A 26917-nucleotide genomic window follows, 5' to 3' on the forward strand; every position below is an offset into this window, starting at 1 on the left:
CGTGAGGAAGAGAAGCGCTCCTCCCGACGGCTCTGGCAGGGGCTCACAATGCCGTTCGGTGCGAAATGGGGCGGCGTCGGGGACCGTGATCGACGAGACGTCGTGGATGCGGAGGAGTTCGCCGCCTCGACGACGGCAATCGTCGACTGGCACCAGGCTGATTTCTAGCGGCGTCCGGTGGACTTCTTGGACTTCGTACGAGTCGGTCTCCGGGAGGCCGGCTTGCTCGACTTTCGTGTCGTGCGCGTGGGCATTGCCTTGCTCGACTTCCGTGTCGATTTCACGGCCATCGATTTGCTCGTTGCCCTGGGCGCCGCTTTGCTCGCTGCCTTTCGAGGTGGTGTGTTCGACGGCCTGGCCTTCGCCTTCGTCTTCGCCTTCCCGGATCGGGGCGCCGAGGCGGGGGGGGATGAGGCAGGCGCTGCCCGTCGTGACGAGGTGCGCAGGGGCGAGCGGCGGTCCGGCCGGGGCGACGACGAGCGAGGGGCGGCGGAGAGAGCGTCCGCCGCGATCTGTCCGAGGGCGTCCGTCAAGGCCAGCTCGAAGCCGCGCGAAACATCGCCATGGCCCGAGCGAGCGTGTGTGATTTCGTGGAGAAGGGTGCCAGCGAATTCATGAAGTGACTCCAGCTGGTCGCGCTTGATGATGATCCGCCGCGTCGCCCTCTCCCAGACACCGAGCGCATCATCGTTTCCAGCGTCGTTCGGTCTCATCGTGCTCGAGATGAGCACCGTCTCCACGATGGGAGGCCACCCTCCGACGAGGCCAGCGATGTCGTCGCGACGCTCGAAGATGGCTTGCTCGGCAGGGGTGAGGGACTCGGGCTCGATGAAATCGAACGAGAAGCTGTCGCACCACTCTCTGGCAAACTGGTCGAGCCCGCGCACGGGCGCCCCCGTGTGATCGCTCAAGCCAGACAGTTTGGCGCGGATCGTCTCGGGCAAGGAGATGATTCGATGTCCATCGTTCCGAGCATTCTCCACCATGCTCGGCGCCTCCTGAAGCTCTCTGGAGGAGACGAAGACGACCTTTTGCGCCTGGTTCAGGATCTTGCATGCGTGCACGGCCACGCCGCCCCACTTCACTTCGTCCCGTGCCGTGCCTCGATCGAGGTTCGCGATCTCGGTCGCCAGAATCTCGAATACGGCAGGGCTGTGGCACGCGAGCAGCATGTTCTGCACACGCTCGGTATAGGCAGCACGCCCCACATGGGTCCGCTCACGGTTGAGGGCCTTGTTCATGGCAGCGGTGAGGGACGTGATGTTGTAGGAGCAGGCGAAGTTCTCCTCCTCGGCCGCGAGAAGGCCCTTCACGTAGACACGGCCGGGTCGACCGTGAACGCGCCGCAGGATGTCTCCGTACCGGGTAGTTCCCAGGACCTCCTCCTCCGAGAACCTCAGGAAAAAGCTCTTGGCGGCGGCCATCTCCGCAACGTCGAGTCCGCGCAGGACCACTTCGGTTCCAACGCGGGCCGGGTTGCTGGGCGGGTGAATGACGCCGTGCAGCGTCCGTAGCTCCGCGAAGTCGTGCTTGGGTCGTTCGGCGAGCGTGATGTCACCGTGCTTCGAGCGGATCTCGATGGAGATCCCACGGCGGTGGAACGTGGCCAGGGCGTCTTTCAGCCCCATGCCGAACTTGCCGATGACCTTCGAGGAACTGGCGAGCTTCTCCTCGTTCTCGTTCTGAAGGAGGTGCTCGTGACGAAGACCACGGCCCTGATCCCGGATGATCCAGCCTTCTGCCGTCTCCGCGATGACGATGTCGCGGGTTTCTGTGAGGGCCTGCTCGTCCAGCGCGTTGGCGATCAGCTCGCGGACGGCATGCCTCGGTGACCAGGCTTCGAGGATCTCGCCGATGTTGAGATCGAAGAACTGCGGCTTGTGCGTGCTCAATGTTCAGCCCCCCTTGGCTCGGATCCCGAAGGTAGGGCATGTGATTCCGGCGAGCGTCTGTATCTTCGGGTGACGCAACGCGCGGTGGCGGCTGGCGATGCCGAGGTGGCGCTCGGTCGATGGTCGGGCTGCGGCAACGGAGGACGCGCCGCACGTCCCGATCGCCCCCGTCCGAGGGCCCCGGGAGGCTCAGCCCTGGGAGCGCTTCACGCCGAGACGGCGCTCGGTCATCTGCACGTACTTCTCGTCCATGTCGCAGAGGATGGCGTGGCGGCCGAGGCGCTGGCACACGGCGCCGGTGGTGCCGGAGCCGCACATGGGGTCGAGGACGGTGTCGCCAGGGACGGTGGTCATCTCGATGAGGGGTTCGAGGGCCTTCTCGGGCTTCTGGGAGGGGTGGCCTTGCTGCTCGCGGCGTCCGACGAAGCCGATGATGAGCGCGGCTTCGATGACGCTGGGCGGTCCCGGGAGGTAGCGGAGCTTGCCCTGGCGCTGCTTCTCGCGCTGGGCTTCGTTGAGGAAATGCTCGGGGTGGAGGCGGGCGTCGCGGTGGGCGAGGTGGAGGCAGGCGTTCTGCGCGCTGCGCCAGCCGCGGATGACGGAGGGGCAGTTCTTGAAATACCAGGTGAGCCACGCGGCGAGGGTGTGCGTGGGGGGGATGCGGCCGATCTGGTGGGCGACGATCTCGGGGAAGCCCCAGACGAAGACGTGGTCGGAGAAGCGCGCGGCCTCGGCGACGACCTCGGCGAGCCAGTCGTGGTAGTCGGGGCGCTCGCCGCCGATGCCCTTGTTGTACCAGGGGTCGAGCATGGTGACGGTGACGCGCTCGCGCTGGGCGCGGAGGGTGGTGAGCACGTCCGCGGGCGGGAGGATGACGAGGTGACCTGCGGGCGGCGCGGAGGCGGAGGGCGCGGAGGCGAGCTGTGCAGACGAGGGGCGAAGAGAGCGTTTCACCGGCGCGAGGCGCGCAGGCTTCTTCTGCGTCGAGGTAGGGGCCGACGTCTTGCGCGGTGTGGACGCGACGGCCTTGCGCTTCGTGGTCGAGATCGGGTGTGCCGGGGTGGATGTCGTCTTGCCGGCGGTGGTGGACGCGGCGTCGCGCATCGTGGAAACGGTCGCGGCGCTTCGCGTCGGCCTGACGCCTTTCGAGCTTGGCGGAGTGGGCGCCGGCGTCTTCTCGTCGATGGTTCGAGACGCGGGCGCTGCCCGGGGACGCTTCGGCCGTCGTGGCGCAGTGGGGGAACCCATGAAGGCCGCTCGTACGGTGCCGGGGGTGCGTTCGTCAATGACTGGTGCGCTTCGAGTGGCACGCTCGGTTCGACAGGTACGCTCGGAGCGAGGGGTACGCTCGGAGGCACGCCTCGGGACGAGCAGGCTCCAGAGGTGAGCGCGCTGGAGGAGTGTTGCCGTTCAGCGCTGCACCGAGCTGGGCGCCGTCTCCGTCAGGGGGAGGCGTCGAGAATGACCGCTTCCCAGGGGCGAAGTTCGATGTCGCGGGAGGCGAGGAGCTGAGGTTCGTCGCCGGTGCCGTGGGTGGTGAAGAGGGGGCGACGAGGGCCGTCGAGGTACACGCGGTGGGGTCGGTCGCTGGTGTTGAGCCAGATGTCGAGCGTGTCGGTGCCGTGCTGCCTTCGGTAGCCGAGGAGGGCGTCTTCGTGCGGGCGCGCGTCGAGAAGCGTGAGGGTGCCGAGGGAGAGGGCGGGGCGCGCGCGGCGGAGGCGTAGGAGGCGGCGGTAGTGCCAGAGGAGCGAGGTGGGATCGGCGTCCAGGGTGGCGACGTTGACGCGCGGGTGATCGGGGTGAAGGGGGCGCCAGGGGGTGACGTGGAGCGGGCTGAAGCCGGCGCCAGGGGCGGCGGTCCAGGGCATGGGGGCGCGGCTGACGTCGCGGTTCAAGGTGATGCCGGCGCGGGTGAGGAGGCGGGCGGCGGTTTCAGGGGCCCAGCGGTAGCGGGCGGCGAGAGGATCGAGGGCTTCGGCGAGGGGGATGTGGGGGCCGCGGAGGCCGAGTTCTTCGCCGTAGTAGATGAACGGGAGGGCGCGGGCGGTGAGCTGGAGGGTGGCGAGGAGGCGCATCCGTCGTTCGTCGCCATCGAGGCGGTCCAGGATGCGGATCTGGTCGTGGTTGCCGAGGACCCACGTGGGGAGGTGCGGCGCGGGGAAGTCGCGCTCGAGCTCCTGGAGAAGGTGGCGAAGGGCGGGCGCGGCGGCGCGGGTGCGCAGGGTCTTGAACAGGAAGACGGCGTGGAGGCCGGGGGCGTTCGAGGGGCCGAGGTAGCTGCGGAGGCGCGCGGGAGAGCCGAAGACTTCGCCGACGAGGAAGCGGTCGCCCGGGAAGCGGTCGCAGACGGCGCGGAGGTCCCGGGCGAAGGTGAGGGTCTCGGGGAGGTCGGAGGTGTGGAGGCGGCGCTGGAAGAAGCCGTCGGGGGTGCGCTCGGAGGGGAGCGGGCGGAAGGAGAAGGGGTTGTCGCGGAACGCTTCGTCTTTGTAGAGGGCGTTGAAGATGTCGAGGCGGAAGCCGTCGGCGCCGCGGTCGAGCCAGCGGGCGGCGACGTCGAGCATGGCGGCGCGGACGTCGGGGTTCCGGTAGTTGAGGTCGGGCTGGAACGGGAGGAAGGAGGCCCAGTACCAGGTGTCGGTGGTGGGGTCGTGCTGCCAGCCGGAGCCGCCGGTCATGGCCTTCCAGTTGTTCGGAGGGGTGCCTCGCGGGGGAGGTCCGGGGCGCTTGCCAGGGCGCCAGAGGTAGTGGTCGCGGTGGGGGCCGCTGGGGTCGCGGGAGGCGCGGAACCAGGGGTGCTCGTCGGAGGTGTGGTTCAAGACGAGGTCGAGGACGACCTTGAGGCCACGGGCGTGGGCTTCGCGGAAGAGGCGGAGGGCGTCGTCGAGGGTGCCGTACTCGGGAGCGATGGCGTCGTAGTCGGCGATGTCGTAGCCGAAGTCGCGCTGGGGGCTGGTGAAGAAGGGGGAGATCCAGAGGGCGTCGACGCCGAGGTCGGCGAGGTAGTCGAGCTTGTCGATGAGGCCGGGGAGGTCGCCGATGCCGTCGCCGTTCGCGTCGGCGAAGGAGCGCGGGTAGACGTGGTAGACGGTCGCGCGCCGCCACCAGGGCGCGGTGTCGGGGGCAAGGGCGTCGACCATGGGGGGAGGATGGTGAGGGCGCGGGTGGGGCGTCAAGCGGTGGGCGGGCGTGTGGTGATCTGGGTCGGGGAGCGTGGCGGGACCGTCGTCTCTGGGCGTAGCCTGCGTGGTCATGGTCCACGGGGCGTCGGCGCCGGGTCGCGAGGAGCGCGCGATCACGGCGCGGGATCGGGTGGTGCTGGGTCTGCTGGCGGTGGTGACGGCGCTGCTGTTCGCGGATCAGAACCTGATGGCGCCGAACCTGACGCAGATCGCGGCGGAGTTCGGGTTCGATGCGGTGGAGCGCGACACGAAGCTGGGGAGCGCGATCGCGGCGGCGTTCTTCCTGGTCGGCGGGCTGATGTCGGTGGGCGCGGGCTACCTGACGGATCGGTTTCCGCGGAAGTGGCTGTTCGTGGGTGTGGTGGTGGTGGGCGAGATCCCGTGTCTGTGGACGGGGTTCGTGCGGAGCTACGAGGAGCTGTTCGTCGCCCGGATGCTGACGGGGATCGGGCTCGGGGCGGCGATGCCGCTCCTGTACTCGCTGCTGGGCGACTACTTCTCGGCGAGGGTGCGCGCTTCGGCGTCGGCGGTGACGACGTTCGCGATGGGGATCGGGATCGCGGGGGGGCAGGTCCTGGCCGGGGCAGTGGGTCCGGAGCACGGGTGGCGGCTGCCGTTCGTGCTGGTGGCTGCGCCGAACTTCGTGCTGGCCGGGGTGGTGGCGCTGGTGATGCGGGAGCCGCAGCGGGGTGGGGCCGAGGCAGTGCAGGTGGTGAGCGGGGGGCAGAACGAGCGGGTGGCGCTGGCGGACTGGAAGGCGCTGCTCCGGGTGCGGACGAACGCACTGCTGTTCCTGCAAGGGCTGCCCGGGTGCGTGCCGTGGGGGATGCTGTTCACGTTCTGGAACGACTACTTCGCGCAGGACAAGGGGCTGGGGGTGGGGCCAGCGACGCTGCTGGTGATGGTGGTGGGCGGGGCGGTGATCGGGGGGAGCTTGCTCGGGGGGCTGCTGGGGAACCACGTGTACCGGCGGCGGCCGAACGCGCTGCCGGTGCTGTGCGGGGTGGCGGCGATCGTGGGGGTGCTGCCCGCGCTGGCGCTGATCAACACCCCGGCGCACACGGGGGATGGGGCGCCAGGGATGGGGGCGCTGATGGGGCTGGGCGCGGTGATGGGGCTGGTGATCAGCATCCCGAGCGCGAACATCCGGGCGATGCTGGTGAACGTGAACCCGCCCGCGGCGCGGGGGTCGGTGTTCGGGCTGTTCAACCTCGCCGATGATCTGGGCAAGGGGCTGGGGCCGTTCCTGATCGGGCCGCTGGTGGCCGTGCTGGGACGCACGGGGGCGTTCAATGTGGCGGCGAGTCTGTGGGTGCTGTGCGGGCTCGCGCTGCTGGCGGCAGGAAGGACGTTCGCGGGGGATCAGGAGGCGATGGAGGCGGGGCTGCGCGCGCGGCAGGGGGGATGAGGCGCGCGCGACGGTGAGGAGGGAGAGAGGGGGCGCGCTTCAGGCGTCGTCCTGGGTCTCCTTGATCTTCACCGTGGTCTTGGGCGGGTCGACGATGAAGGTGACGAGGCGCTCCTTGGCCTCGAACTCCTGCCGGTAGATGACGGCGGAGTGCTTGTGCTTGAAGGGGCCGATGCGGACGCGGTGCCAGAGGCCACGGCCCTTCACGTAGGCAGGCTCGACGTAGGCGTGGTGGCCACGGCGGCGGAGGGCGGCGGCGAACTTCTCGGCGTCGGCGGGCTCCTTGAAGGAGCTGACCTGGAGCTGGAAGTTGCCAGGGCTGCCGATGGCGACCTCCTGGCCGCCTTCGCGAGAGACGTGGCGCGCCATCTCGGTGAGCGCGTCCTTGCCCTGGGCGATGGGCTCGAGCATCACCTGCGCGGGCAGCTCGACGACGGGGAGCTTGTCGGCGGCCGGCGGAGGCGCGGTGGGAGCGCCCGAAGCCAGGGGGAACGGGAGCGCGGGATCGGCCTTGGGGCGCTCGCGCACGGCTTCGAGGGCGGTGGTCGGGCGGTCCGAGTCGGAGAGGAGCTCGGGGAAGGTGACCTGGTGGCCGATGGAGGGCTTGCGGTCGATCTTGACGCCGGCCGGGTGGGTGCGCGCGACCAGATCGCCGAGGGGATCGGCGGGGGTGGGGCGCTCGCGGGCAGGGACGCGCAGGAGCGCGACGGCCGCGAAGACGATGCACGCGCCGCCCAGGGAGGCGAGCACGAGGGCGCCGGCGCGCGAGGGGCGGCGGTCGGCCTCGGTCTCCTGGATCTGGTCGAGGTTCCGGATGGCGCCAGGGTCCACGATGTCTGCTCGGTGGCTCATTCGCTCCTCGAGGGGTCGCTCAGGTCGTCGTCGTCATGGGCGGGGGATGCCGCGCCTTCAGGGGCCGGCGCGCCGGCGTCGGCGGCGCGCTTCTCCATGTGGTCGAGTGCAGTGATGCCCGCGAGGCGGAGGCCCGCGCCGTAGACGGTGCGGATGGCCTCGACCCACGCGAGCCGTGCCAGGGTCTTGTCGCGATCCCAGTGGGCCTCCCAGCCCGGCTCGGCGGTGATCGCGGCAGAGGGAAGGATGGCGTCGTTCTCGCCCTTGAGCCGGGTCCAGTAGCTCTGGAAGGCCTGCGAGAGGTCCTGGAGGTAGAACAGGGTGCGGTGGGGCTCGCGCAGGGTGGCCGCCTCGGCGATCACGGCAGGGAAGCGGCCGAGTCGGGCGAGGATGGCGAGCTCGTCGGGGTGCGTGAGCTTCTCGGCAAGGGTGTCGGTGATGGGCGGGGGCGTGAGGCCGAAGACCTCGCGGGCGCGGCGCAGGACGGAGCAGAGGCGCGCGTGGCCGTACTGGAGGTAGAAGACCGGGTTGTCGAGGGAGGCCTTCTTGGCGATCTCGAGATCGAGGTCGATGACGTTGTCGCTGCGGCGCGAGAGGTAGAAATAACGGAGGGCATCGGCGCCCGCGCCACGTCGGCCGGCTGCGTGGTCGATCTCTTCGACGACCTCTTCGACGGTGATCAGGTTGCCGAGGCGCTTGCCGAGCTTGTACGGCTTGCCGTCGCGCAGCAGGTTCACGAGCTGGTAGAGCAGCACCTCGAAGCGCTCGCTCGGGAGGCCGAGGGCGCGGAGGGCGCCGCGGACGCGCGCAGTGTAGCCGTGGTGGTCGGCGCCGAGGACGACGAGGAGGCGGTCGTAGCCGCGGGCGATCTTGTCGGCGTGGTAGGCGATGTCGCTGGCGAAGTAGGTGGTGGCGCCGCCCTGCTTGCGCACGACGCGATCCTTGTCGTCGCCCTCGGCCTCGCTCTTGAAGTAGAGGGCGCCGTCGCGCTCCTCGAGGTAGCCGTCGCGTTCGAGCTGGGCCAGCGCGGCGCGGACCCGGCCCCAGCGGTGCAAGCTCTCCTCGGAGAACCAGACGTCGTGGTGGATGCGCAGCTCGGCGAGGGTGCGGCGAATGCCCGGGAGCATGCGAGAACCCGGGACGCCATCGAGGATGCGCGCCGCGGCGACGCGGGCCAGGGTGGAGGGATCGGGATCGGTGAGCGCGGCAGGGTCGTTGTCGCGGATCCAGGTGGCGAGCTCGCGGACGTAGTCACCGCCGTAGCCACCTTCGGGGTGAGGGACGCCTTCGAGGGCAGCGCGCACCGAATCCCCGAGCAGCCGGATCTGGTTGCCGAAGTCGTTGATGTAGTACTCGCGGACGACGCGATGGCCTGCCGCTTCGAGCAAGGCGCCCACGGCGTCACCGAGGATGGCGCCGCGGCCATGGCTGATGAGCAGGGGGCCGGTGGGGTTGGCGCTGACGAACTCGAGGAGGATGCGCTCTCCCGTGGCAGCAGGAGCGCGGCCATAGCCGGTGCCCTGGGCCTGCACGTCACGGAGGACGCGGTGGAACACGGCGGCCTGGAGGCGGAAGTTGAGGAAGCCAGGACCCGCGATGTCGACGGTGCGGAACGCGGGGATGCGGCGCAGGCGCTCGGCGAGGAGGTTCGCGAGGTCGCGGGGAGCGCGGCCAGCGAGCTTCTGGATCGCGAGGGGAGCATTGGTGGCGAGGTCGCCATGCTCCGCGCGCTTGGGACGCTCGACCGCGAACGCCGCGCCCGTCACGTCCGCTGGAAGCTCGCCCGAGGTCGCCAGATCGGCGAGCGCGGCGCTCACGAGACCTTTGACCTGTTCCTCGATGCCCATGGGTGACATCCGCTGTAAACCACAAGGTGCGACATCGCCAAATTTGAGGCCACTGTACGGATGACGATGGCCTCGGGCGGGCGGACCGGAATCCCGGGCCTGGCGTCAGGCGCCGGTACAGGTCGACGGGAAGATGCGTTGACACCGGCTCGTAGCGTGTGCCGAGGTCCTTGGACGTACGGAGGATCCCGACGGAGATGCGCTCGCGAACGGTGAAGCTGCTGTCGCCAGGAGGCCTCCCGGCGCTCGAAAGATCGAAGGATCCGCGGCTCTCTTGGCCGCAGCACGCGCTTCGTCCCACGTCGGTGAGATGGCTGTTCGGCAAGCGGATCCACCGGGGTGGCGACGAGTAGCACCTTCACACCGAGAAGCCGCGCACCGAGACGTCGCGCGCGCTCGAAGATCTGCTCTCGTGGCATTTCCGCATCGTGGAGCGACGCGCGCTCCCACTCGATGTTTGCCGGTCCGAGCATGCTTTCGGTGCCTGTCACGAAGGTCGTGAGGGGCTAGACTGCTCCCGTGCTCGTCGGTGCCGATCTCGGGATTTGAGCGGTCCACCGGCGAAGTGCCATGGCTTGGAAAGGAGATCCAATGCTGCCTGTTCATACAAGGGTGCTGGGAATGACGGCTGCTCTCGTCCTGCTCGGGATCGGGGTCGGCTGCGGTGGTGACTCGTCGGAGACGACGGGCAGCGGGGGCAGCGGCGCGGGAAGCCCGACGAGCGGCGGTGGAAACAGCAGCGGCGACGGGGGATCGCTCTTCCCCTCGGGCCCTGGCGGAGGTGGCCAGGGCGTCGGAGGCAACAACGGCAACTGCAACCCGACGCTCACCGGCATCGTGCGCGACTTCAAAGCGTACAACGGTGGCAACGGTCACCCGGACTTCGAGACGTTCGGTGGTCAGGGGTTGAGAGGTATCGTTCGCGAGGATCTCGGCGAAGACCACAAGCCGGTGTACGCGCACGGCGGAGGCACGGCGCACACGACCGGGCCCAACGAGTTCAACCAGTGGTACCGCGACGTGGCCGAGGTGAACCACCGCATCGAATTCGAGGTGCAGGGCACGGTCGACAACAACGGCCTGTTCACGTACGCCAACAGCGCGTTCTTCCCGATCGACAACCAGGGCTGGGGCAACGAGGGGAACGCGCACAACTTCCACTTCACCTTCGAACTTCACATGACGTTCAAGTTCCAGGGCGGTGAGGTGTTCAGCTTCAGTGGCGACGACGATCTGTGGGTCTTCGTGAACAACAAGCTCGCCATCGATCTCGGCGGTCTGCACAGCGAGCTGAGCGAGACGCTGACCCTCGACGACGCCAAGGCAGCGGAGCTGGGGCTCGTGCCGGGTCAGGAGTATCCGCTCGACTTCTTCCACGCAGAGCGGCACACGACGGAGTCGAACTTCAAGGTGCAGTCGACGCTCGACTTCACCAACTGCAACCCGATCATCTTCTGAGGCCGAGGGTCTGGGGGGGCGCCTCTCTTCCTGGATACGCCCCCGCTCCAGCCCCCATCCCCGCTCAGTCCTGGGCTCGGGCGCGCTCTCTGATCTGCGCGAGGACCAGGTCGATCTGGCGCTCGGTGTCCTCGCGGGTGCCGCTGTTGTCGATCACGAAGTCGGCCGCCGCCACCTTGTCGGCGAGGGGAAGCTGGGCGGCGATCCTGGCGCGCGCCTGGGCCTCGGTCGCGCCGTCGCGGGCCATGGCCCGCACCACCTGGACCTCCTCGGGGACGGCCACCACGACGAGGGGCCTGAACATGTCGGCGAGCCCGTTCTCGACGAGCAGCGGTGCCTCGTAGCAGGCGACCAGCTCGCCGCGCTCCCGGAGCGCGAGGGCTCGGCTCATACCGAGGGCGCCGATGCGGGGGTGCAGGATGCCGTTGAGGCGGCGGCGCTCGTCGTCGTCGTTGAACACGATCTCGGCGAGGCGCGCGCGGTCGAGGGTCCCGTCCGGGCGCAGGACATCGTCACCGAAGGCGCGGACGACCTCGGCGAGGCCTTCGCTGCCAGGGAGGACGACCTCGCGGGCGAGGACGTCGGCGTCGATCACCGGGACGCCCTGGGCTTCGAGGCGTCGGGCGACGGTGCTCTTGCCCGAAGAGAGGCCCCCCGTGAGGCCGAACAGGATGAAGCCCACCTACCCTGAGCCTCCGCCGAGGGCCTGGATGAGGTCGCGCATGCGGGCGAGGTCGGAGTCGGTGAAGCGTTCGTCGAGGAGGTCCGAGGCCAGCACATCGACGTCCCGCGCGAGGTGAGCGAGCGCTCTCTGAAGGATGTCGTCGTGGTCGAAGGCCAGGGGCCCCGTCCGCTCGGTGCCCGATTCGAGGCGGTAACCCAGGTCGGCCGAAGGTTCGAGACGCCACCAGCGGGCTTCGTGCGCATCATCACCCGCCTGGGCCTCCCCGAGGCGGCGGGGCGGGACGAGGGCGAGGTGCGCGACGGAGACCACCCACCCCCGCGGGTCCCGGCCCGGCTCGGAGAAGGTGTAGACCTGCTCGAGGTGGACGCCGCGCAAGCCAGTCTCTTCTTCCAGCTCCCGCGCGGCCGCTTGTTCGACCGACTCACCCGGGTCGCAGAAGCCACCCGGGAGCGCCCAGCGGCCTTCGTACGGGTCTTTGCCTCGTCGGATGAGCAGTACTTGCAAGCCGGGTTGGGGACCACTTGCACTCACATCCGGAGCAATCACGACTACATCCGCGGTCAGCGAGGGCTTGGGGTACGACCTGCTTTCAGCGTGTGCGCTCATGCGTAATCAGCCTACCTCACGGACATCACAACTTCCGAGCACTTAAGTATGGTTCTCAGATCAAATACGCCTACGATGGACCTGTGACGGCAAAGCTCGAGACGGTCGCAGATGCCCGGCCGAGCATCCTGCCAACGCGGCCCGAATCGCATCAGCGGCCGACCGCGGAGGGGCTCGCTTCGTGGCTGTCGCAGATCGATGTCGCGGTAATCGAGGTCGATGGGGATGGCCGCATCATCCGGATGAACGCTGCCGCAGAGCGTTTGACGGGGTGGTCGTTGGCCGAAACGCGTGGTGCCGCCGTGGACGAGGTGGTGCGCGTGGTCACGCCCGATCGCGGAGGTGACGTCGATGACGACGGGGAGCGCGAAGAGATCAGTGGATCCTCGCTTCTGCCCGAACTCTTCGGGGCAGCACCGACGGGTGGCGACGATCGAAGACATCAGACGGCGCTGATTGCGAGACGCGATGGCGAGCTGATCTCGATCCGTCACACGGCCGGGATGATGCCGGCGCGCGGGGGTGAAGGAGCCGCGAGTCCGCAGAGGGTGCTGCTGTTCCGCGAGGTGACGGCCGCCGAGGAGGCCGCGCAGAGCGTGCGGTCCGACTCGCTGACGCATCTGCTGGATCGGCGGAGCATCATCGAGCGGATCGATGTGGCGCTCCAGGACTGCAGGACGAGCGGGGCGACCTATGCGCTCTGCTACATCGATCTGGACAGCTTCCGGCTGGTGAACGCGACGTGCGGCCACGAGGCAGGCGACGATCTGCTGCAGTGGGTGGCGACGCGGGTGAACGAGGTGGTGGGGCCGAACGATGCGGCAGGGCGCATCGGGGGTGACGAGTTCGCGCTGCTGCTGGCCGGTCGTGGGGAGCGAGAAGCAGAGCGGATCGCGAAGGAGCTGCAGCTCGCCCTGCTGGAGTTCCGTTTCGGCTGGGCCGAGAAGACGTTCTCGATCGGGGCGAGCATCGGCCTCGTGGTGATCGGTCCGCAGTTCGAGCGCGCCGCCGATGTGCTGAGCGCGGCGGACTACGCATGCCGGGTGGCAAAGGAGAACGGGCGCGGACGGCTGCAGGTCTACCTGGACGACGACAAGATGGCCGCGAGCCGTCGGTCGATGCAGTGGGTGGCGAGCTTGCAGCGGCACCTGTCCGAGGGGCGGCTGCGGCTGTACGCGCAGGGGATCTACCGGCTGTCGATGCTCGACGATTCGCCGAACAGCGTGGAGGGGCGCAGCGTGCGAAAGCCAGGCGCTCACTTCGAGGTGCTGGTGCGGCAGGTGGACGAGGACGGGCGCGCCGTGTCACCGGTGGGGATCATCCACGCGGCAGAGCAGAGCGGGCTGATGCACGTGATCGACCGGTACGTGGTGCGACAAGCGCTGCGGATGATCGGTGCGTTGCCGCCCGCTGCGCTGCGGCGGCTGGATACGTGCTCGATCAACCTGTCGGGTGTGTCGCTGCTGCGCGAGGGGTTGCTGGACTTCCTGGTGGAGCAGCTGCACCGGGCGCAGGTGCCGCCGAGCAAGATCTGCTTCGAGATCACCGAGACCGCCGCTCTGGCAAACCTGGGCGAGGTGCTCTGGTTCATGCAAGAGATCGGCGCGATGGGCTGCCGGTTCGCCATCGACGACTTCGGGAGCGGACACGCGTCCTACGGCTATCTGGAGAGCTTGCCGGTGGACTACGTGAAGATCGACGGGATGTTCATCCGCGATCTGGCGGACAACTCACTGCACCGCGCCATCGTCGAGTCGGTGCAGCGCATCGGTGCCACGCTGGGAATCAAGACGGTGGCAGAGCAGGTGGAGAACGAGCTGATCTCCAACATGCTGCGCGACATGGGCATCCACTACGGTCAGGGCTGGCACTTCGCTCGTCCCCGACCGCTGCTCGATCTCTGCAACGAGCTCCGCGAAGGGATCTGAGAAGGGGGGCGCTGCCCCCTGCGCTTCTGCTGGTCGCTCTCCCGCGGCAGGGCGATGGCGCGACTCTTTGCGCTCCGGATGGTCAGGGTGAGCTGGCTCTACGCCGCGCAGCAGGAAGGGCGGTCTCTCTCGGAAGAGACGGGGGCAGACGTCAACCGAGGATCTCCGTCGATCGGGTGATGCGGACGCCTGCGCTGCGGAGTTCGTCGAACGTGCGCGCGACACCTTCGGGTGAGATGCCTGCAACGGCGTCCTCGATCAGGGCAGTTCGATAGCCACGCTCCGCGAGGCCGAGAGCAGCAGCACGTACGCAGTAATCCGTCGCGACGCCGTACACGAAGAATTCGGGCGGCGTCTCGGTCGCTGCGACGAGGTCACGCACGAAGGGGTCGGCGAGCGGGTTGATGAAGAGGCTGTAGACCTCTTTCTCGAAGTAGACGCCTTGCGTTTTTCCCTGGAGAAGCTCGTCGAGGGCGACAGACGCGAGGGGGGCCTCGGGGACGTTGGGAAGGAAGCGGAAGCGGGGCGGGAGGGTGCCCTCGACCTTGAGCCAGCCGGGGGTCCCCTTCACACAGTGATCAGGAAAGTTCGGCTTCGTGGCGTCTTCCGGCGGTGGGACGTCGTTCGAACCGAACTCCCATGCATCCCAGGCGTGGGAGTCGACGGAGCCGAGGATGGGGATGCCACGAGCGACGGCATGAGCCGTGAGACGCCTGTACAGATCGTTCGGTGAGCCCTTCACGTACAGCGATCCGGTCTCCAGGCAGAAGTCGTTCTGTACGTCGACGTCGACGAAAACACGGTCGATCTTCATGGTGCCTCGGCCTTTCCTGGCAACGGTCCCTCAGTCTTCCTTGGCAACCTGATGGGACGGCGCAACCCGTGCTCTGACCTCATCGATGAGGCGGGTGAGTCCAGTCGAACGCTGTGGGGTGAGCGGCGTCCAGGGGTCTCCGTCGAGCCGCCGCAGCGATGCAGGGAGCGAGGCCAGCTCGCGCTTCGCGCGTGCCCGGATCGCCGAGAGCGGCTCTGCCGGAGCGAGCCTCTTCCCGCCACGCACGATCTCGGCGAGCAGCGGCGCCGTGCCCTCCGGTCCGTGCTCGTCTGCGAGGGCAATGATGTCCCCCGTGATCTCTCCATCAGGGCCGTGCGAGCGGAACACCTGGTGTGCCCCCGGAAGGGTGGCCTTGCCTTCGGAGAACTTGGCGATCGGGGCGCGGTCCTCCCCTTCCCCGATCTCGACGAGCTTGTACACACCACCGAGCGCAGGCGCGTCCCGCGAGACGACGAGATCGGTGCCCACGCCGTAAAGATCGATGGGCGCCCCCGCGTTGCGAAGGGCGGCGATCTTCAGCTCGTTGACGTCGCCAGAGGCGACGATCTTCGCCTGTCGACAGCCGGCGTCGTCGAGGATGCGGCGGACGCCCTTGCTGAGTGTGGCGAGATCGCCCGAGTCGAGACGGACGCCCTTGAGTTTGTCTCGTGCGATGGCCGCGGCCCGCTTGGCTCCTTCGAGGGTGTCGTAGGTATCGATGAGCAGGATGGAGGCGTTCGGGAAGATCTTCACATAGCCTTCGAAGGCCGCTTCTTCGGTCGGATGCGCCATCGTCCACATGTGGGCGGCAGTGCCCGTGACGGGGATGCCGTAGCGCATGCCCGCCTCGACGTTGGAGGTCGACGCGAACCCGGCCGCATAGGCAGCGCGGGCGGCGTCGACGGCCGCGTCGAAGTGGGTGCGCCGCGTCCCGAACTCGACGACGCCGGCCTCTCCGGCGCTGAGCACGATCCGCGCCGCCTTGGAGGCGACCATCGTGGCGTGGTTCACGGCGGAGAGGACGAAGGTCTCGACGAGCTGGGCTTCGATGAGAGGTGCCGTGATCCTGAGGACTGGCTCCTGCTCGAAGAACACCGTCCCTTCGGGGATGGCCCACAGGTCGCCATGGAAGCGAAAGTCGCGGAGGTAGGCGATGAACTCGGGCGTCATCGCGTCCGCGAGCGAAGGGACGGTCTTCAGGTAGGCGATCTGCTCGTCGGTGAAGCGAAGGTCGGTGAGGTACGCGATGACGCGCTCGATCCCCATGGCGAGGAGGTAACGCCGCTCCTCGGGGAGCCGCCTCACGAACATCTCGCAGGTCGCCGTCCGCGAGGCCATGCCGCGGTGGAAATACCCTGCGGCCATGGTGAGCTGGTAGAGGTCGGTTTTGAGTGCGTCCACGGTTGAGGACGTAGAGACGCGCCAGGCTCCGGTCAACAGAAGACGTCGGACCGCCTTGGCGACATGATGCCGTGCGCACTAAGCTCCCGCGCCATGACGGCTCAGATCCTGGATGGCAAGGCCATCGCGCAGAAGGTCCGCTTGGAGGTACGCGAAGGGGTGGCGCGCTTCTCCGCCGCGCACGGGAGGCCCCCGGGCCTCGACGTGCTCCTGGTGGGCGAGGATCCAGCGAGCGTCATCTACACACGCAACAAGGAGAAGGCATCCCACGAGGTCGGGATGCGAGGGCGGCTCCATCGGCTCTCCGCCGACACGACCGAGGAGGAGCTGCTCGGGAAGATCGCAGCGCTCAACACCGATCCGTCGGTCGACGGCATCCTGGTGCAGCTTCCGCTGCCGAAGCAGATCCGCGAGGCGCGGGTGCTCGACGCGGTGGATCCAGCGAAGGACGTCGACGGGTTTCATCCAGTGAATGCCGGGCTCCTCGCCACGGGCCGCCCCGCCCTCGTGCCCTGCACGCCGAAGGGATCGATGCGCTTGCTCGCCGAGGCCGGCGCGCACCTCGCGGGCGCTCGCGCGGTGGTGGTGGGCAGGAGCAACATCGTGGGGAAGCCGATGGCGCAGCTCCTGCTCGCGGCGCACGCCACCGTGACGCTGGCGCACTCCCGCACCCGCGATCTGGGTGCCGTTTGTCGTGAGGCAGACATTCTCGTCGCCGCAGTGGGTCGGACGCGCCTCATCCAAGGCGACTGGATCAAGGACGGCGCCATCGTGATCGACGTGGGGATGAACCGTGACGACGACGGGAAGCTCGCTGGTGACGTCGACTTCGATGCAGCGCGGAGCCGTGCTTCCTGGATCACACCCGTTCCGGGCGGCGTGGGCCCGATGACCATCGCCACCCTGCTGGAAAACACGCTGCACGCTGCACGAGCGCGCGTCGGCGACGGTTGATTCCAGGGGCTCCGTCCCTTGCCGCGAACAGGCGGCCGTGCTTCCTGAACGTCATGCTTGGTCAGCGCATGACGCGCCCTTTTCTTCATGCCTTGTCTCTCCTGACGGCGGCACTCACCACCTTTGCTGCCGCGGCGTGCGGGGGGGATGAGGCCGGAGGCTCAGGCGGTGGCACCACGACCACGACCACCTCTTCCACGGGTCCAGGCCCTGGAAGCGGAGGAGCAGGTGGACAAGGTGCAGGGGGCGAGGGGCAAGGCGGGAGTGCGTCGCCCGACTGCGGACCTGAAGAAGAGGGAGGCGGTGGGGAGCCGACGCTGACGCTGGACGACGTCCTCGCGTCGCTGCGTACCGATCGGGACGGCACCCTGCACGAGATCTCGCTGACCCGAGGGTGGCCCGCGCTGCTTCCCGACGGCTATCTCTTCGTGTCGACCAGCAGCAACCTGACCCATGTCGCAGGAGATCATGACGGCTGGGTGGGGGCACCGCTCACCGCGGACCAGGGCTTCTCGTGGGCGCTGGTACCGATCGCCTCACCGGGCGGAGGCTACAAGTTCACCGACCTCACCGCTTACGAGGCCGATCCCTGGGCGCGCTCGTACACGGTCGACAGTTTCGGAGAGCTGAGCTTGATCCGGCCATCGATTGCCCACCTCGATCGGTACCGCGACCTCGGTGACGCCGACCTGAAGCCGCGGGATCTGCGGGTGTGGGTCCCTCAGGGGTCGATCAATCGCGTGCTCTACGCACATGATGGCCAGAACCTGTTCTTCGACGGAGGGCCGTTCGGCTCGTGGCGGCTGGAGCAGAGTGTGCCTCCCGGGGTGCTCGTCGTCGGGATCGACAACACGAGCGACCGGATGGACGAGTACACCCACGTGACGGACACCATCGGCGGTAACACGGTCGGGGGGCAGGGAGATGCTTACGTGCGCTTCCTCGGTCGAACGGTGCGGCCCTTGATCCAGGCTCGCTATGGCGAACCAGGGCCCCTCGGGGTGATGGGCTCGTCGCTGGGTGGCCTCATCAGCCTGCACATCGCGGATCGATGCCCGGGGGTCTATGCCTTCGCGGCCAGCCTCTCCGGCACCGTGGGCTGGGGCAGCATCGGCGACGGCAACCGCAATGAGACGATGCTCGAGCGTTACACCGCGCACACCCGGCCGGTCGCCTCGCGGCTGTACCTCGACGTCGGCGGTGGGCCTGGCTCCGGCTGCGTGGATGCCGACGGGGACGGCATCGAGGACGATACGGACAGCTCCCCCGACAACTACTGCGAGAACGAGCAGCTCAGGCGGCAGCTCGCGGCAGGGGGCGCGTACACGGAGGGAGCCAACTTCGACTTCGCGTGGCACGAGGGCGCCATTCACAACGAGGCCGCATGGGCAGCGCGCGTGGGGAACCCCTTCTCGATCTTCGCGGGCCTGTGACACAGCCCCGGCAGGTTCTCACGAGGAGGGTTGCCGCCCCCCGCTGGGCAGCCGACGCGCAGGCCGGGGCCTGACAGAGCGCTCGCCCAGGCTCTCCCGTCATGCGATCGGCTGCTCCTGCCACGACTCCTCCGGACCACGATGCAGCCACCCTCTGGCGAGGTCGCGAGGCGCAGGTCCGGGCGCTCCTCGGCCCCTACGGCAGCGGGGACCTGCTCCCGGGTGACTTCCGCGTTCATCGGCTCCTCTCGGGCCGCGACTTTTACGAGGTGCGCATCGAGGGGCCAGGGGGGGCCCACGGCGCTCTCTACCTCGCTCCCCGCGGCGCGTACCCCGGAGAGACCATCGTCCTGCCGAGCCTGGGGGTGCGGCTCATCTTCGACGCCTCACCCGCAGATGCCCCCTCCCCTCGCCCCGCCCTCGAGCGGCTCCTCGACATCATCCGCAGCAACGACGACGGCCATTTCTGGGAACGGCCTCCGCAGGAAGAATCCGACACGGAGGACAGGCGCATCGAGCCCCTCGACGTCGTGGTGCCTCTGGGCCTCCTGCTCACCGCAGCGCTCCTCGCCCGCCGCCATCTCGCAGGCCGTCACCACGCGCGCGCGGCATCACCGCGCCCACATCAGCCGGGTGGCGTCCTGTCCTCGCGCTTCACACTCGCCGCACTGCTGCTCGTCACGGTGCTGACGGCGATCCCGCTCGCCACCGCCGAGACCGACGACGCCTACACCGTGCTTCGTTACGCGCGGAACCTCGTCGAGCATGGCGAGTTCACCTACAACCTCGGCGAACGCATCTGCGCGCTCACCTCACCGCTCCACGCCCTCCTCCTGGCGCTCCTTTACCGCCTCACGGGTGAGCTTCTCCTCCCGGCCAGGGCGCTGGGCGTTGCCTGCACCCTCGCCGCTGCCGCATCCCTCACGCTGTCCTTCCGGCGGGACGGCACTGCCCTGCGCTGCGGGCTCGCGCTCTTCATCGCCTCCCCGTTCGTCCTCTACTGGACGTTCGGCGGCCTGGAGACGCCCTTGCTCGCAGCGCTCCTCACCTCATCGACCGCGCTCGCCCACACGTCGCGACGCGCGCCCGACGGGACCTCGACGCCCGGCCTCCTCCGCCAAGGCCTACCGTTCTTCCTCGGTGGCCTCGCCGTGATCACCCGCCTCGACGCGATCACCTTCGTCGGCCCCCTCCTCGTCTCCCTGGCCATCCACCCCGGGCCCACCAGCCCCTCGCCAGGACGGCAGTGGGCGGCGCGCCTCCTCGACCTCGTCGCCTTCGCGGCCCCCCCAGCCGCGTGGTTCACGTTCGCCGGCAGCTATTACGGCCACCTCTTGCCCACCAGCTTCTACGTCAAGACGCCTCGCCTCGACGTCCCCTGGCTCCTCGCCAATGCCATGTACATGGCCGACTTCGCGCTCGTCTCTGGCCTGCTGGTGCTCCCTGGCGTCGCCGCCTTCCTCGCGATGAGCAGCACCTCGTACCGCGCTGCAGCCCACGACCACCTTCGCCGCTTCGGGGGCATCCACGCCGGCCTCGCTGGTGTGGCCGCGTATGGCCTCATCGCTGCCACCACCCACCTCTTCTATGCGTTCCGGCTCTTCATCCCCTTCCTGGGCCCAGCCGCGCTCCTCACCGCGGATCTCGTGGCTGGCCTCCGCCGCGCCTCCACGACGGACGAGGGGTCCACGCCTCCCCGGGACACCTCGCCTCCCACGACCAACACGACGGCCACGCCCTCGCTCACGCCTTCATCCCCCACCGCCGCTGCAACTTCCCCCCTCGACCGCCTCTTCGCCGCCAGCACGCTGGTCCTCCTCGCCCTCCAGGGGCTGAGCGCCCTCCAGGTCGCCATGCCCTCCGGCAACCTCAGCGGCGCTCGGACTGGCGAGATGCGTGACCTCGGTGCCCCTGACATGACGGCGTGGGTGCGGCGCTTCGCGGAGCCCGCCGACACCCTGCGGGACCACTGGCAGCGCCAGCCAGCGAGCGCCGAGCGCCCCATGCGCATCGCCACCTTCGCCGTGGGAGCCCTTGCGCACGCCCTTCCCGATGCCCGCGTCTACGAGCAGCACACGGCGTACCGCCACGCCTGCCGCCCCCGGCCCGGCGTGCTGGCCAGCACCGCGGACTACGTCTGCGTCCTTTCCCCCATGCCCGAGGAGACCGAGCTGGACCTCGACCGCTTGCAGCTCGTCTTCGAGACGCAAGCCGAACTCTCGGGCACCGTCCGTCACTACCGGGTCTATTTCAACCCGACGCCAGCGCCCCAGATCCTGCCACCACGCATCGATGCCCCCTGCCTGCTCTGACCGCGACCGCGTCCGGGCCGCCTCGTCTCGCAGCGCACGCTCGGGCCTCGACGCTACTCCGCTTGCCCCCCTCGCGCCGCCCAGGCCTCGGCCACCTGCTCTGCCAGCGCACGCACCGTCAGCGGCGACGAGCCCTCGGCCTTGTTGTTCACCAGCACGAACGCCGGGATTCCCGCCGCCGCAGCAGCGCACACGATCTCGACCACCTCGGCCCGCATGCGGGGGTCCGGCTCGACGATGCGATTGAACGGCGCAAACCGCGCCTTGTCCGCTTCGTAGGCACGCCCGGGCTTCAACGAGAGGCGCACCAGCACGAACGGCGCCTGGGTCACCGGCACGGTCTCCGCCTGGGCTCCCGGAAGCGGCATCGACCGCCAGTAGGAGTAGGCATGCGCCACGCCATGCGCGCGCAGGACCTCTGCGTAAGCCGGTGTCAGGTACGCCCGCTCCCGCAGCTCCACCGCGTAGCGCAGCCCGCGGGGCGCCTCCGAGAGGAAGCGGTCCAGCCGGTCGAGGAAGGCGGGGAGCGGCAGCCGGTTCGCCGCCCCCACTGGCGGCATCTCCAGCAACACTGGCCCCGCGTGCTCGCGGAACGAGCCGAGCAGCGGCCGCGCGTGCATCGCCTCGAACACCTCGACCGACAGAAAGTCCGGGTTCGGCGTCACGGTCGGACCGCGCTCGTCCTCGGGCAGGCCCGGCGCCATGAACACCTGCGACATCACCGCGTGGGGTGCCTTCGACACACACTGGAAGCCCGGCGGGAGCTGCCGCGCATAGCGAAGGTAATCGCCATCGGGCACGGGAGCGTAGAAGCTCCGATCGATCCCCACCGTGGTCAGCAGCGGGTGCTGTGCGTATTCGAGGAGGCCATCGTGCGCCAGCTCCTTCACGCTCCGCGCGCGCGAGTAAACGATGCCCGCCCACCCAGGAAAGCTCCAGGTGCTCGTCCCGAACCGCAGCCCTGGGGGCAGGCGCTCGGCGATCGGTCGCGCCAGGGCATGCTCCTGCTCCAGCGCACGCGCCATCGCGCCATCCTCCCTTTCGGCGGGGGGCGCCCCTCGGTCCTCGAGGGGCGAAGGCGGTGGCTGCTCGAACAACGAAAGCTGATGACTCGCAACACGGTGACGAGGGCTCACCCGCGTGAGCATACTCGCCGCAGCAGCAATGCAAGGGCTCCAGCACCCGCAATCGCACCGCCGGTGCTTTTTGCATTCTCCACCGTCGCGCATCCGCTACAGCTGGCAACTTCTCGACGCTCTCCGGAATGGCTTGATGACGCGGAGCCGTGCGCTCGTTCGGCGGTCGCAATCGGCGCCGCCACCGCAGGCTCGGGAGCGCGTGGGACCACGGCGCCCGGGAATGGCCCGGTCACCACCAGCGTCATTCCCTCGTCCTGCATGTTGAGGAACAGCGCCCGTCCGTCGGGTGAAAAGCAAACGCCTGCCAGCTCGCTCGCGCTCTTCGCATTGCGGCCGAACACGTAGGTCTCCCCGCGCGCGTTCATCACGACGATGCGTCGCTCCGTCTCCCCATCCTCGGCCATGAACAGCTCACCGCCAGCCGAGAAAGTGATGTTGTCGGGCATGTCGAGCGCCTTGCGGTCCGTCGACTCGCCCACCACGACCAGCGTGTCTTCGCCGTCCTCCCCTCCGGGTACGTAGCGGAAGATCTGCCCCGCCTCGACCGGTCCCCCCTTCGTCGCGCACAGGTAGACCGCGCCTCCGTGCCGCGTGAGCCCCTCGCCTCGGCGGAAGAGCGCGGCACCTCGCGCCTGTGCCTGCAAGCGCACGGAATCGGTGCGGGGGTCCGGATCAGGGATGTCCACCCAGTCGACCCGGACCACCTCTCCGGGACGGAGCCTCGCCGACGTGTCCAGCCGGTCACGCCCGATCACCCGCAAGGCCTGAAGCTTGCCGACGAAGGGCGTATCGAGCCGCTCCGGAAGGAAGCGATAGAAGGCGCCGTCGACACGATCTTCGCTCAGGTACGCGATGAGCGTGTCCGGATCGACCACCGCCGCCTCGTGAAAAAAGCGACCGTACGCTGGGATGCGATGCGGTGGCTGGATGCGATCCGCATCGGTACGGCAGAGAAAGACATAGCCGTGGCCCGGCTCGACGGTCTCCTCGCACGAGAGCCATCCCCACGGGCTCACGCCGCCCGCACAGTTCAGGTGCGTCCCGCCGAGCACGAGGTTGCTCGATAGCAGCTCGAAATCGTCGGCGCGGAGCACCACCCGCGTCACGCCGCCCATCCCCTTCGGGTCGAAGGCCTCGGAAGGAGGCGCCTGACCGGGTTCCCATGGGCCGTACTTCGCCTTGCCGGGGACGTTCTCGTGGTTGCGCATCAAGATCAGCGTGTCGTCCGGCCCCTCGAAGCACCCCATCCCGTCCGGACGACCGGGGACCCGGTAGCCGTCGTCCATCCGGTCCATGGACCGTTGCAGGACGCGGTACGAGAACCCCTCGGGCAAGTCGAAGATCTTCTCTGGATCGGGCCGAAGCGGCCCCAGTGGAGAGGCGATCGCGCGCCGCTCGAACAGCCCTGCGAAGGGGACTGCCGCGGCCGTCGCCGCCACCCCTCGGAGGAAGGCGCGACGACCGCTGGAAGCGTGGCGCTCACGACCGAGCGTGGAAAACGGACCGGAACCTGGCTGCGCGCTCGGCGATCGAGGATGTCGTCCCATCAGGCGCGCCCAGGATAGCGCCTCGGCGCCAGCGCATCGACCCACGATGTCCACCGCGGAGCCCCGGTCGCCGTCGCCGGTTCGTATCTACCGGTCCACGATGTCCACCGCGAAGTCCAGGTCGCCATCGTCGGTCCGCAGCGTCAGCGTCGTGGCTCCCACGTCGCTCCCCACGATCACGAACACCGATCGTGGCGTGGTGCTCACATTCCTCCGGTAGTCCGTCTCGGAGCGCGACAGCATGTCGACGTACGCCGGGTACACCGTGGCAACCGCGGCATGCTCCACCTCCGCGGTCGCGTTCTCGCACGCACGACCGTTGTAGGTGCAGTGGAACCCCAGGGCGATCCCCTTCGTGAGCGTGATGGTCTCCTCATGGCTGTCGAGCTCCGCCTGGGTCCCCACGGGAGACACCGTGAGCGCGGACAGGCTCGGCTCACAGCCCAGCAAAAGCCCCGAGAGAAGTGGCAACGGCAGCGCGAGACGACGGATCACGGCAGCACCTCCAGCTCCAGGGTCGTGGTCAGTCCGAGCGCCTCCACCTCCACGGTGGTGATGCCAGCTCCTCGAGCTACCAGCCTCCGGCGGTTGCGCATGCCGTCCTCCAGCACCTGCACCACCTCTGGATCAGCACGCCACGTGCTCACCGCCTCGCCGAGCAACCGCTGCGGCCCGGCGTAAGGCTGGGCCGAGATTCCCAGCTCGTCGCCCACGAGGAGCTGCACCCGGCCGGGCAGATCCCCCACCTCGACCCCTTCGTAGGTGTGGCGATGGAGTCGGATCGCATCCGGCGTCTGCACCCACACATGAAAGAAATCCAGCACCGTGCCGCCCGTCAACACGAGCAGCGAAGCCACCCCGGGAGCGATCCCGTCCACGTGCACCCCGCTCACGGTGAACACCGTGGGGTCCGCCGAGGCGAAGGTGAGCGGCGGCGAGGCGCTCCCCTTCGAGGTGACGGAGACATCGATCGGCAGAGAGGCACCAGTCGCCACCGGGGCATCGATCCCGCCGACCGCGCACACGAGATCGGTCGGAGCACACTGCGGACTCGCCTGGGTTTGCCCCAGCGCCCCCGTGGAATCCTGCGCGCATGCCGTGAGGGCAGGAAGGAAGAGGAATGGCCAGAAACGCATGCGCGCCCCAAAGCAACTCGTATGCCTTGCTCGGAGGTCCTACGAATCCCCTGCATGTCGAGACCTCCGAGATCTCGCCGCCCCCGCCGCCACGCCGCATGCATGACATCTGCGTCACGGGGGAGAACCCGCGCCCCGTTTCATGAAACTCCCAGCCATCGACGCACGTGCTCGGGAAACGCCCCGGTTCGCGAGGCGCGCATGTCGATGGGCCTTTACATACATCTGCTGCAGAAGACCGCTCGGACGCGACGAACCCGGACACGCCACCGACGCTGGCACCACCGAACGGACACCAGATGAACTGACGCAATGCCCCTGCTCGGAAGCTGCCACTGCGGCGGGACGCACTTCGAGGTGAGCGACCCGCCATCCAGCATCACCCGCTGCAATTGCAGCTTCTGCTTCAAGCGCGGTGTGCTCTGGGCCTATTACTCGCCCGATCGATTCAAGTTGCTTTCGAACGAGCACGACGTGATTTGCAGCCGCAATGGCGTCATCACGAACACCCCTGCAACGCCTGTGGATGCGGCACCTGTACAGAGAGCCCCGAGTGGACGACCGAAGGTCAGGATCCTTCGAAAAAGTGCATCGGCATCAATGCGAGGCTCTTTGATGATTTCATGCTCGACACCGTACCTACGGAATCTCTGGACGGTAAGAATCTCTGGTGGTGCTCGAGAGCGACGGCCAGGCAGCGCTGGGACATGCGCAGCCTTCACCCGCATGCGCCAAGGGATCGACATGGATGTCGGCCGCCCATGGACGTTGGATCGCGGAAGCACCGTAGGACGAAGCGCTGACCGGCGACGCGGGGTGCGCCGCCGATCCACCGGTCAGGTGTCGCGCGTCACCCCTTCTCGGGGGTCGTCAGCTTGAGCCCCACCACCGCGACCAGCAGCAACCCCAGGAACATGAGCCGCGCCGGCGAGAGCGACTCGCCGAACATCAACGCCCCCAGCACCGTGGTGCCCACGATCCCGATCGCCACCCACACGGCGTAGGCCGTCCCCATCGGCAGCTCGCGCACCGCGACCCCGAGCAACCCCATGCTCGCGATGATGGTGAGCACGGTCAGGATGCTCGGCAGCGGCTTCGTGAAGCCGTGCGTGTACTTCATCCCGATGGCCCAGCCGGTTTCGAGCAACCCCGCAATGACGAGCAAGAACCAGGACATGACGAACCTCGTGCGTCGTCTTGTCCTGACCGGGTACGGCGCGTCTCGTCCGGGACCCTCGCCAGGGCCACCCTCTTGCGTGCCGCCTAGCTATGGCGGCAGGCACGACCCACGTCAAGCACGACCCGGCGCCGAAAACCCTGGACGAACCTCCCCCTTCGACCCATGCGCCGGCCCCCGCATCACAGCGCGGGCGTGAACAGTGGTTCCCCGTACTCCTTCACGCCGAACTGCCCGATCAGCGCTCGCCCCTCCACCGACCGCAGGAAACGCACGAACGCCTGCGCCCCCTCCCCCTCCGCGTCTCCTGGCGGCTCGAGCACCGAGTAGGTATTCCTGAGCTCGCTGTCCCCCTGGAACACGATCACCAGGTCCAGATGTCTCCTCTGCGCCAGAAATGTCGCCTTGTCCGACAGCGCGAAGGCTCCCTCCTTCGACGCGCGCACCAGCGTCTCGGCCATTCCGGCGCGGGAGACCACGACGAAGGACGCCGCCGTCGGGATCCCCGCCGATTCGAAGACGACCTCCTCCCGTTGATGCGTCCCCGACCCGTCGCCTCGCGACACGTACTTCCGCCCCGATCCTGCGATCCGCCGCATCGCCTCGCGCACGTCCCCTGCGCCTGCCGTCACCGCCACCAGCCCGGCCGGGCCGACGATCACGAACTCGTTGTGCATGAACGGCGTCCGACGCCCGATCCGCCCTGCCGCGAGTGCCGCCACCTCCGCCGAGGGCGCGTGCGTCACCGCCATGTCTGCCTGCCCGAGCTGCGTCGCCTCCAACGCCTTCCCCGAGCCGACCGCGGTCACCTCCACCCGATGGCCGCTCTGCGCCTCGAACGCCGGGAGCAGCACGGCCAGAAGTCCCGAATCCTGCAAGCTGGTCGTGTTGGATAGCCGCAGGACCTTCCCTTCCTTGCTCCGGCTGCACGCCGAGAGCAACGCGACCATCACAGCAATCCCCACGATGAGCCGAAGGCGCACCTGCATGAGCCCAGTCTCGGCGCACGCCTCCGGGACGGCAAGCACCCGCGCTCCCTCGACGCGCGACGTCAGGCGTCAACGCACGACGTCAGCGGTCCACCGTGACTCCACGGTACAGTCCCCTTGTCGCGCGTTGATGCCCTGCGTCGAGCCTGGGCTCGACCGC

21 protein-coding genes and 1 riboswitch are annotated in these 26917 nt (G+C 68.6%); of the genes, 6 read left to right on the plus strand and 15 right to left on the minus strand.

The window, feature by feature from the left end; genetic code table 11:
* Positions 1-164 precede the first annotated feature (164 nt).
* From CMC5_RS24200 to CMC5_RS24210, 3 genes are all read right to left on the minus strand, one after another.
* Positions 165-1892 (minus strand): ATP-binding protein, encoded by a 1728-nt coding sequence (locus CMC5_RS24200; RefSeq protein ID WP_050432645.1) that lies wholly within the window; start codon positions 1890-1892, stop codon positions 165-167.
* A gap of 189 nt (positions 1893-2081) precedes the next feature.
* Positions 2082-2996: a DNA-methyltransferase gene (locus tag CMC5_RS24205; protein ID WP_050432646.1), complete on the minus strand. Its 915-nt coding sequence runs from the start codon at positions 2994-2996 to the stop codon at positions 2082-2084.
* A gap of 338 nt (positions 2997-3334) precedes the next feature.
* A complete protein-coding gene (locus tag CMC5_RS24210; RefSeq protein WP_050432647.1) occupies positions 3335-5029 on the minus strand; it encodes an alpha-amylase family glycosyl hydrolase in 1695 nt (564 codons plus the stop codon).
* A 112-nt stretch (positions 5030-5141) separates the two neighbouring features.
* On the opposite strand from CMC5_RS24210, the gene CMC5_RS24215 reads away from it, so the two are divergent.
* Positions 5142-6479, plus strand: a complete 1338-nt coding sequence (locus tag CMC5_RS24215) for an MFS transporter (protein WP_050432648.1) — start codon at positions 5142-5144, stop codon at positions 6477-6479.
* 39 nt (positions 6480-6518) lie between these two features.
* On the opposite strand, the gene CMC5_RS24220 is transcribed toward CMC5_RS24215, so the two are convergent.
* Positions 6519-7331, minus strand: a complete 813-nt coding sequence (locus CMC5_RS24220; RefSeq protein WP_050432649.1) for an SPOR domain-containing protein — start codon at positions 7329-7331, stop codon at positions 6519-6521.
* Positions 7328-9178 carry an arginine--tRNA ligase gene (argS, locus tag CMC5_RS24225; protein WP_050432650.1) on the minus strand — a complete coding sequence of 617 codons (1851 nt, stop codon included), beginning with the start codon at positions 9176-9178 and terminating at the stop codon, positions 7328-7330. The genes CMC5_RS24220 and argS overlap by 4 nt, the downstream gene beginning before the upstream one ends.
* Positions 9179-9799: 621 nt before the next feature.
* On the opposite strand from argS, the gene CMC5_RS24230 reads away from it, so the two are divergent.
* A complete protein-coding gene (locus CMC5_RS24230; protein ID WP_050432651.1) occupies positions 9800-10636 on the plus strand; it encodes a fibro-slime domain-containing protein in 837 nt (278 codons plus the stop codon).
* A 64-nt stretch (positions 10637-10700) separates the two neighbouring features.
* On the opposite strand, the gene coaE is transcribed toward CMC5_RS24230, so the two are convergent.
* Both coaE and CMC5_RS24240 read right to left on the minus strand, forming a co-directional pair.
* Complete coding sequence (gene coaE, locus CMC5_RS24235) at positions 10701-11318, minus strand: dephospho-CoA kinase (RefSeq protein WP_050432652.1); 618 nt, start codon at positions 11316-11318, stop codon at positions 10701-10703.
* Entirely contained in the window at positions 11319-11927 is a 609-nt protein-coding gene (locus tag CMC5_RS24240; protein ID WP_082362747.1) for an NUDIX domain-containing protein, read from the minus strand.
* 83 nt (positions 11928-12010) lie between these two features.
* Between CMC5_RS24240 and CMC5_RS24245 the strand changes: the two genes are divergently transcribed.
* Positions 12011-13855, plus strand: a complete 1845-nt coding sequence (locus CMC5_RS24245; RefSeq protein WP_050432654.1) for a putative bifunctional diguanylate cyclase/phosphodiesterase — start codon at positions 12011-12013, stop codon at positions 13853-13855.
* A gap of 151 nt (positions 13856-14006) precedes the next feature.
* Here CMC5_RS24245 and CMC5_RS24250 read toward each other — a convergent pair whose 3' ends face one another.
* On the minus strand, positions 14007-14669 hold the full coding sequence (locus CMC5_RS24250; protein WP_050432655.1) for a cysteine hydrolase family protein: 663 nt from the start codon (positions 14667-14669) through the stop codon (positions 14007-14009).
* A 30-nt stretch (positions 14670-14699) separates the two neighbouring features.
* Positions 14700-16070, minus strand: coding sequence for a nicotinate phosphoribosyltransferase (locus CMC5_RS24255; RefSeq protein WP_050432656.1), 1371 nt, complete (start codon positions 16068-16070; stop codon positions 14700-14702).
* A 93-nt stretch (positions 16071-16163) separates the two neighbouring features.
* Here CMC5_RS24255 and folD point away from each other — a divergent pair, with 93 nt between their 5' ends.
* The 3 genes from folD (at position 16164) to CMC5_RS24270 (ending at position 20769) form a co-directional block, all read left to right on the plus strand.
* Positions 16164-17024, plus strand: a complete 861-nt coding sequence (gene folD / locus CMC5_RS24260; RefSeq protein ID WP_050432657.1) for a bifunctional methylenetetrahydrofolate dehydrogenase/methenyltetrahydrofolate cyclohydrolase FolD — start codon at positions 16164-16166, stop codon at positions 17022-17024.
* A gap of 68 nt (positions 17025-17092) precedes the next feature.
* Positions 17093-18457, plus strand: coding sequence for an alpha/beta hydrolase (locus tag CMC5_RS24265; RefSeq protein WP_156338841.1), 1365 nt, complete (start codon positions 17093-17095; stop codon positions 18455-18457).
* 101 nt (positions 18458-18558) lie between these two features.
* Positions 18559-20769 carry a hypothetical protein gene (locus CMC5_RS24270; RefSeq protein ID WP_050432659.1) on the plus strand — a complete coding sequence of 737 codons (2211 nt, stop codon included), beginning with the start codon at positions 18559-18561 and terminating at the stop codon, positions 20767-20769.
* 53 nt (positions 20770-20822) lie between these two features.
* On the opposite strand, the gene CMC5_RS24275 is transcribed toward CMC5_RS24270, so the two are convergent.
* The 6 genes from CMC5_RS24275 to CMC5_RS24300 all read right to left on the minus strand — a co-directional run bounded on the left by CMC5_RS24275 (position 20823) and on the right by CMC5_RS24300 (position 26757).
* Positions 20823-21794, minus strand: coding sequence for a DUF72 domain-containing protein (locus CMC5_RS24275; RefSeq protein ID WP_245677722.1), 972 nt, complete (start codon positions 21792-21794; stop codon positions 20823-20825).
* Between the two features lie 107 nt (positions 21795-21901).
* Positions 21902-23455, minus strand: coding sequence for an alkaline phosphatase PhoX (locus tag CMC5_RS24280; protein WP_082362749.1), 1554 nt, complete (start codon positions 23453-23455; stop codon positions 21902-21904).
* Positions 23456-23542: 87 nt separating this feature from the next.
* Positions 23543-23950 carry a hypothetical protein gene (locus tag CMC5_RS24285; RefSeq protein ID WP_050432661.1) on the minus strand — a complete coding sequence of 136 codons (408 nt, stop codon included), beginning with the start codon at positions 23948-23950 and terminating at the stop codon, positions 23543-23545.
* Positions 23947-24591, minus strand: coding sequence for a hypothetical protein (locus CMC5_RS24290; RefSeq protein ID WP_050432662.1), 645 nt, complete (start codon positions 24589-24591; stop codon positions 23947-23949). The genes CMC5_RS24285 and CMC5_RS24290 overlap by 4 nt, the downstream gene beginning before the upstream one ends.
* A gap of 850 nt (positions 24592-25441) precedes the next feature.
* The gene (sugE, locus tag CMC5_RS24295) at positions 25442-25768 is read right to left on the minus strand and encodes a quaternary ammonium compound efflux SMR transporter SugE (RefSeq protein ID WP_050432663.1); all 327 of its coding nucleotides are present in this window, start codon (positions 25766-25768) and stop codon (positions 25442-25444) included.
* A 9-nt stretch (positions 25769-25777) separates the two neighbouring features.
* A riboswitch (guanidine-III (ykkC-III) riboswitch) is annotated at positions 25778-25841 on the minus strand.
* A 109-nt stretch (positions 25842-25950) separates the two neighbouring features.
* A complete protein-coding gene (locus CMC5_RS24300; protein WP_063796635.1) occupies positions 25951-26757 on the minus strand; it encodes an ABC transporter substrate-binding protein in 807 nt (268 codons plus the stop codon).
* Positions 26758-26917: the final 160 nt, after the last annotated feature.

The sequence above is a fragment of the Chondromyces crocatus genome (assembly GCF_001189295.1).
Lineage (GTDB): Bacteria > Myxococcota_A > Polyangia > Polyangiales > Polyangiaceae > Chondromyces > Chondromyces crocatus.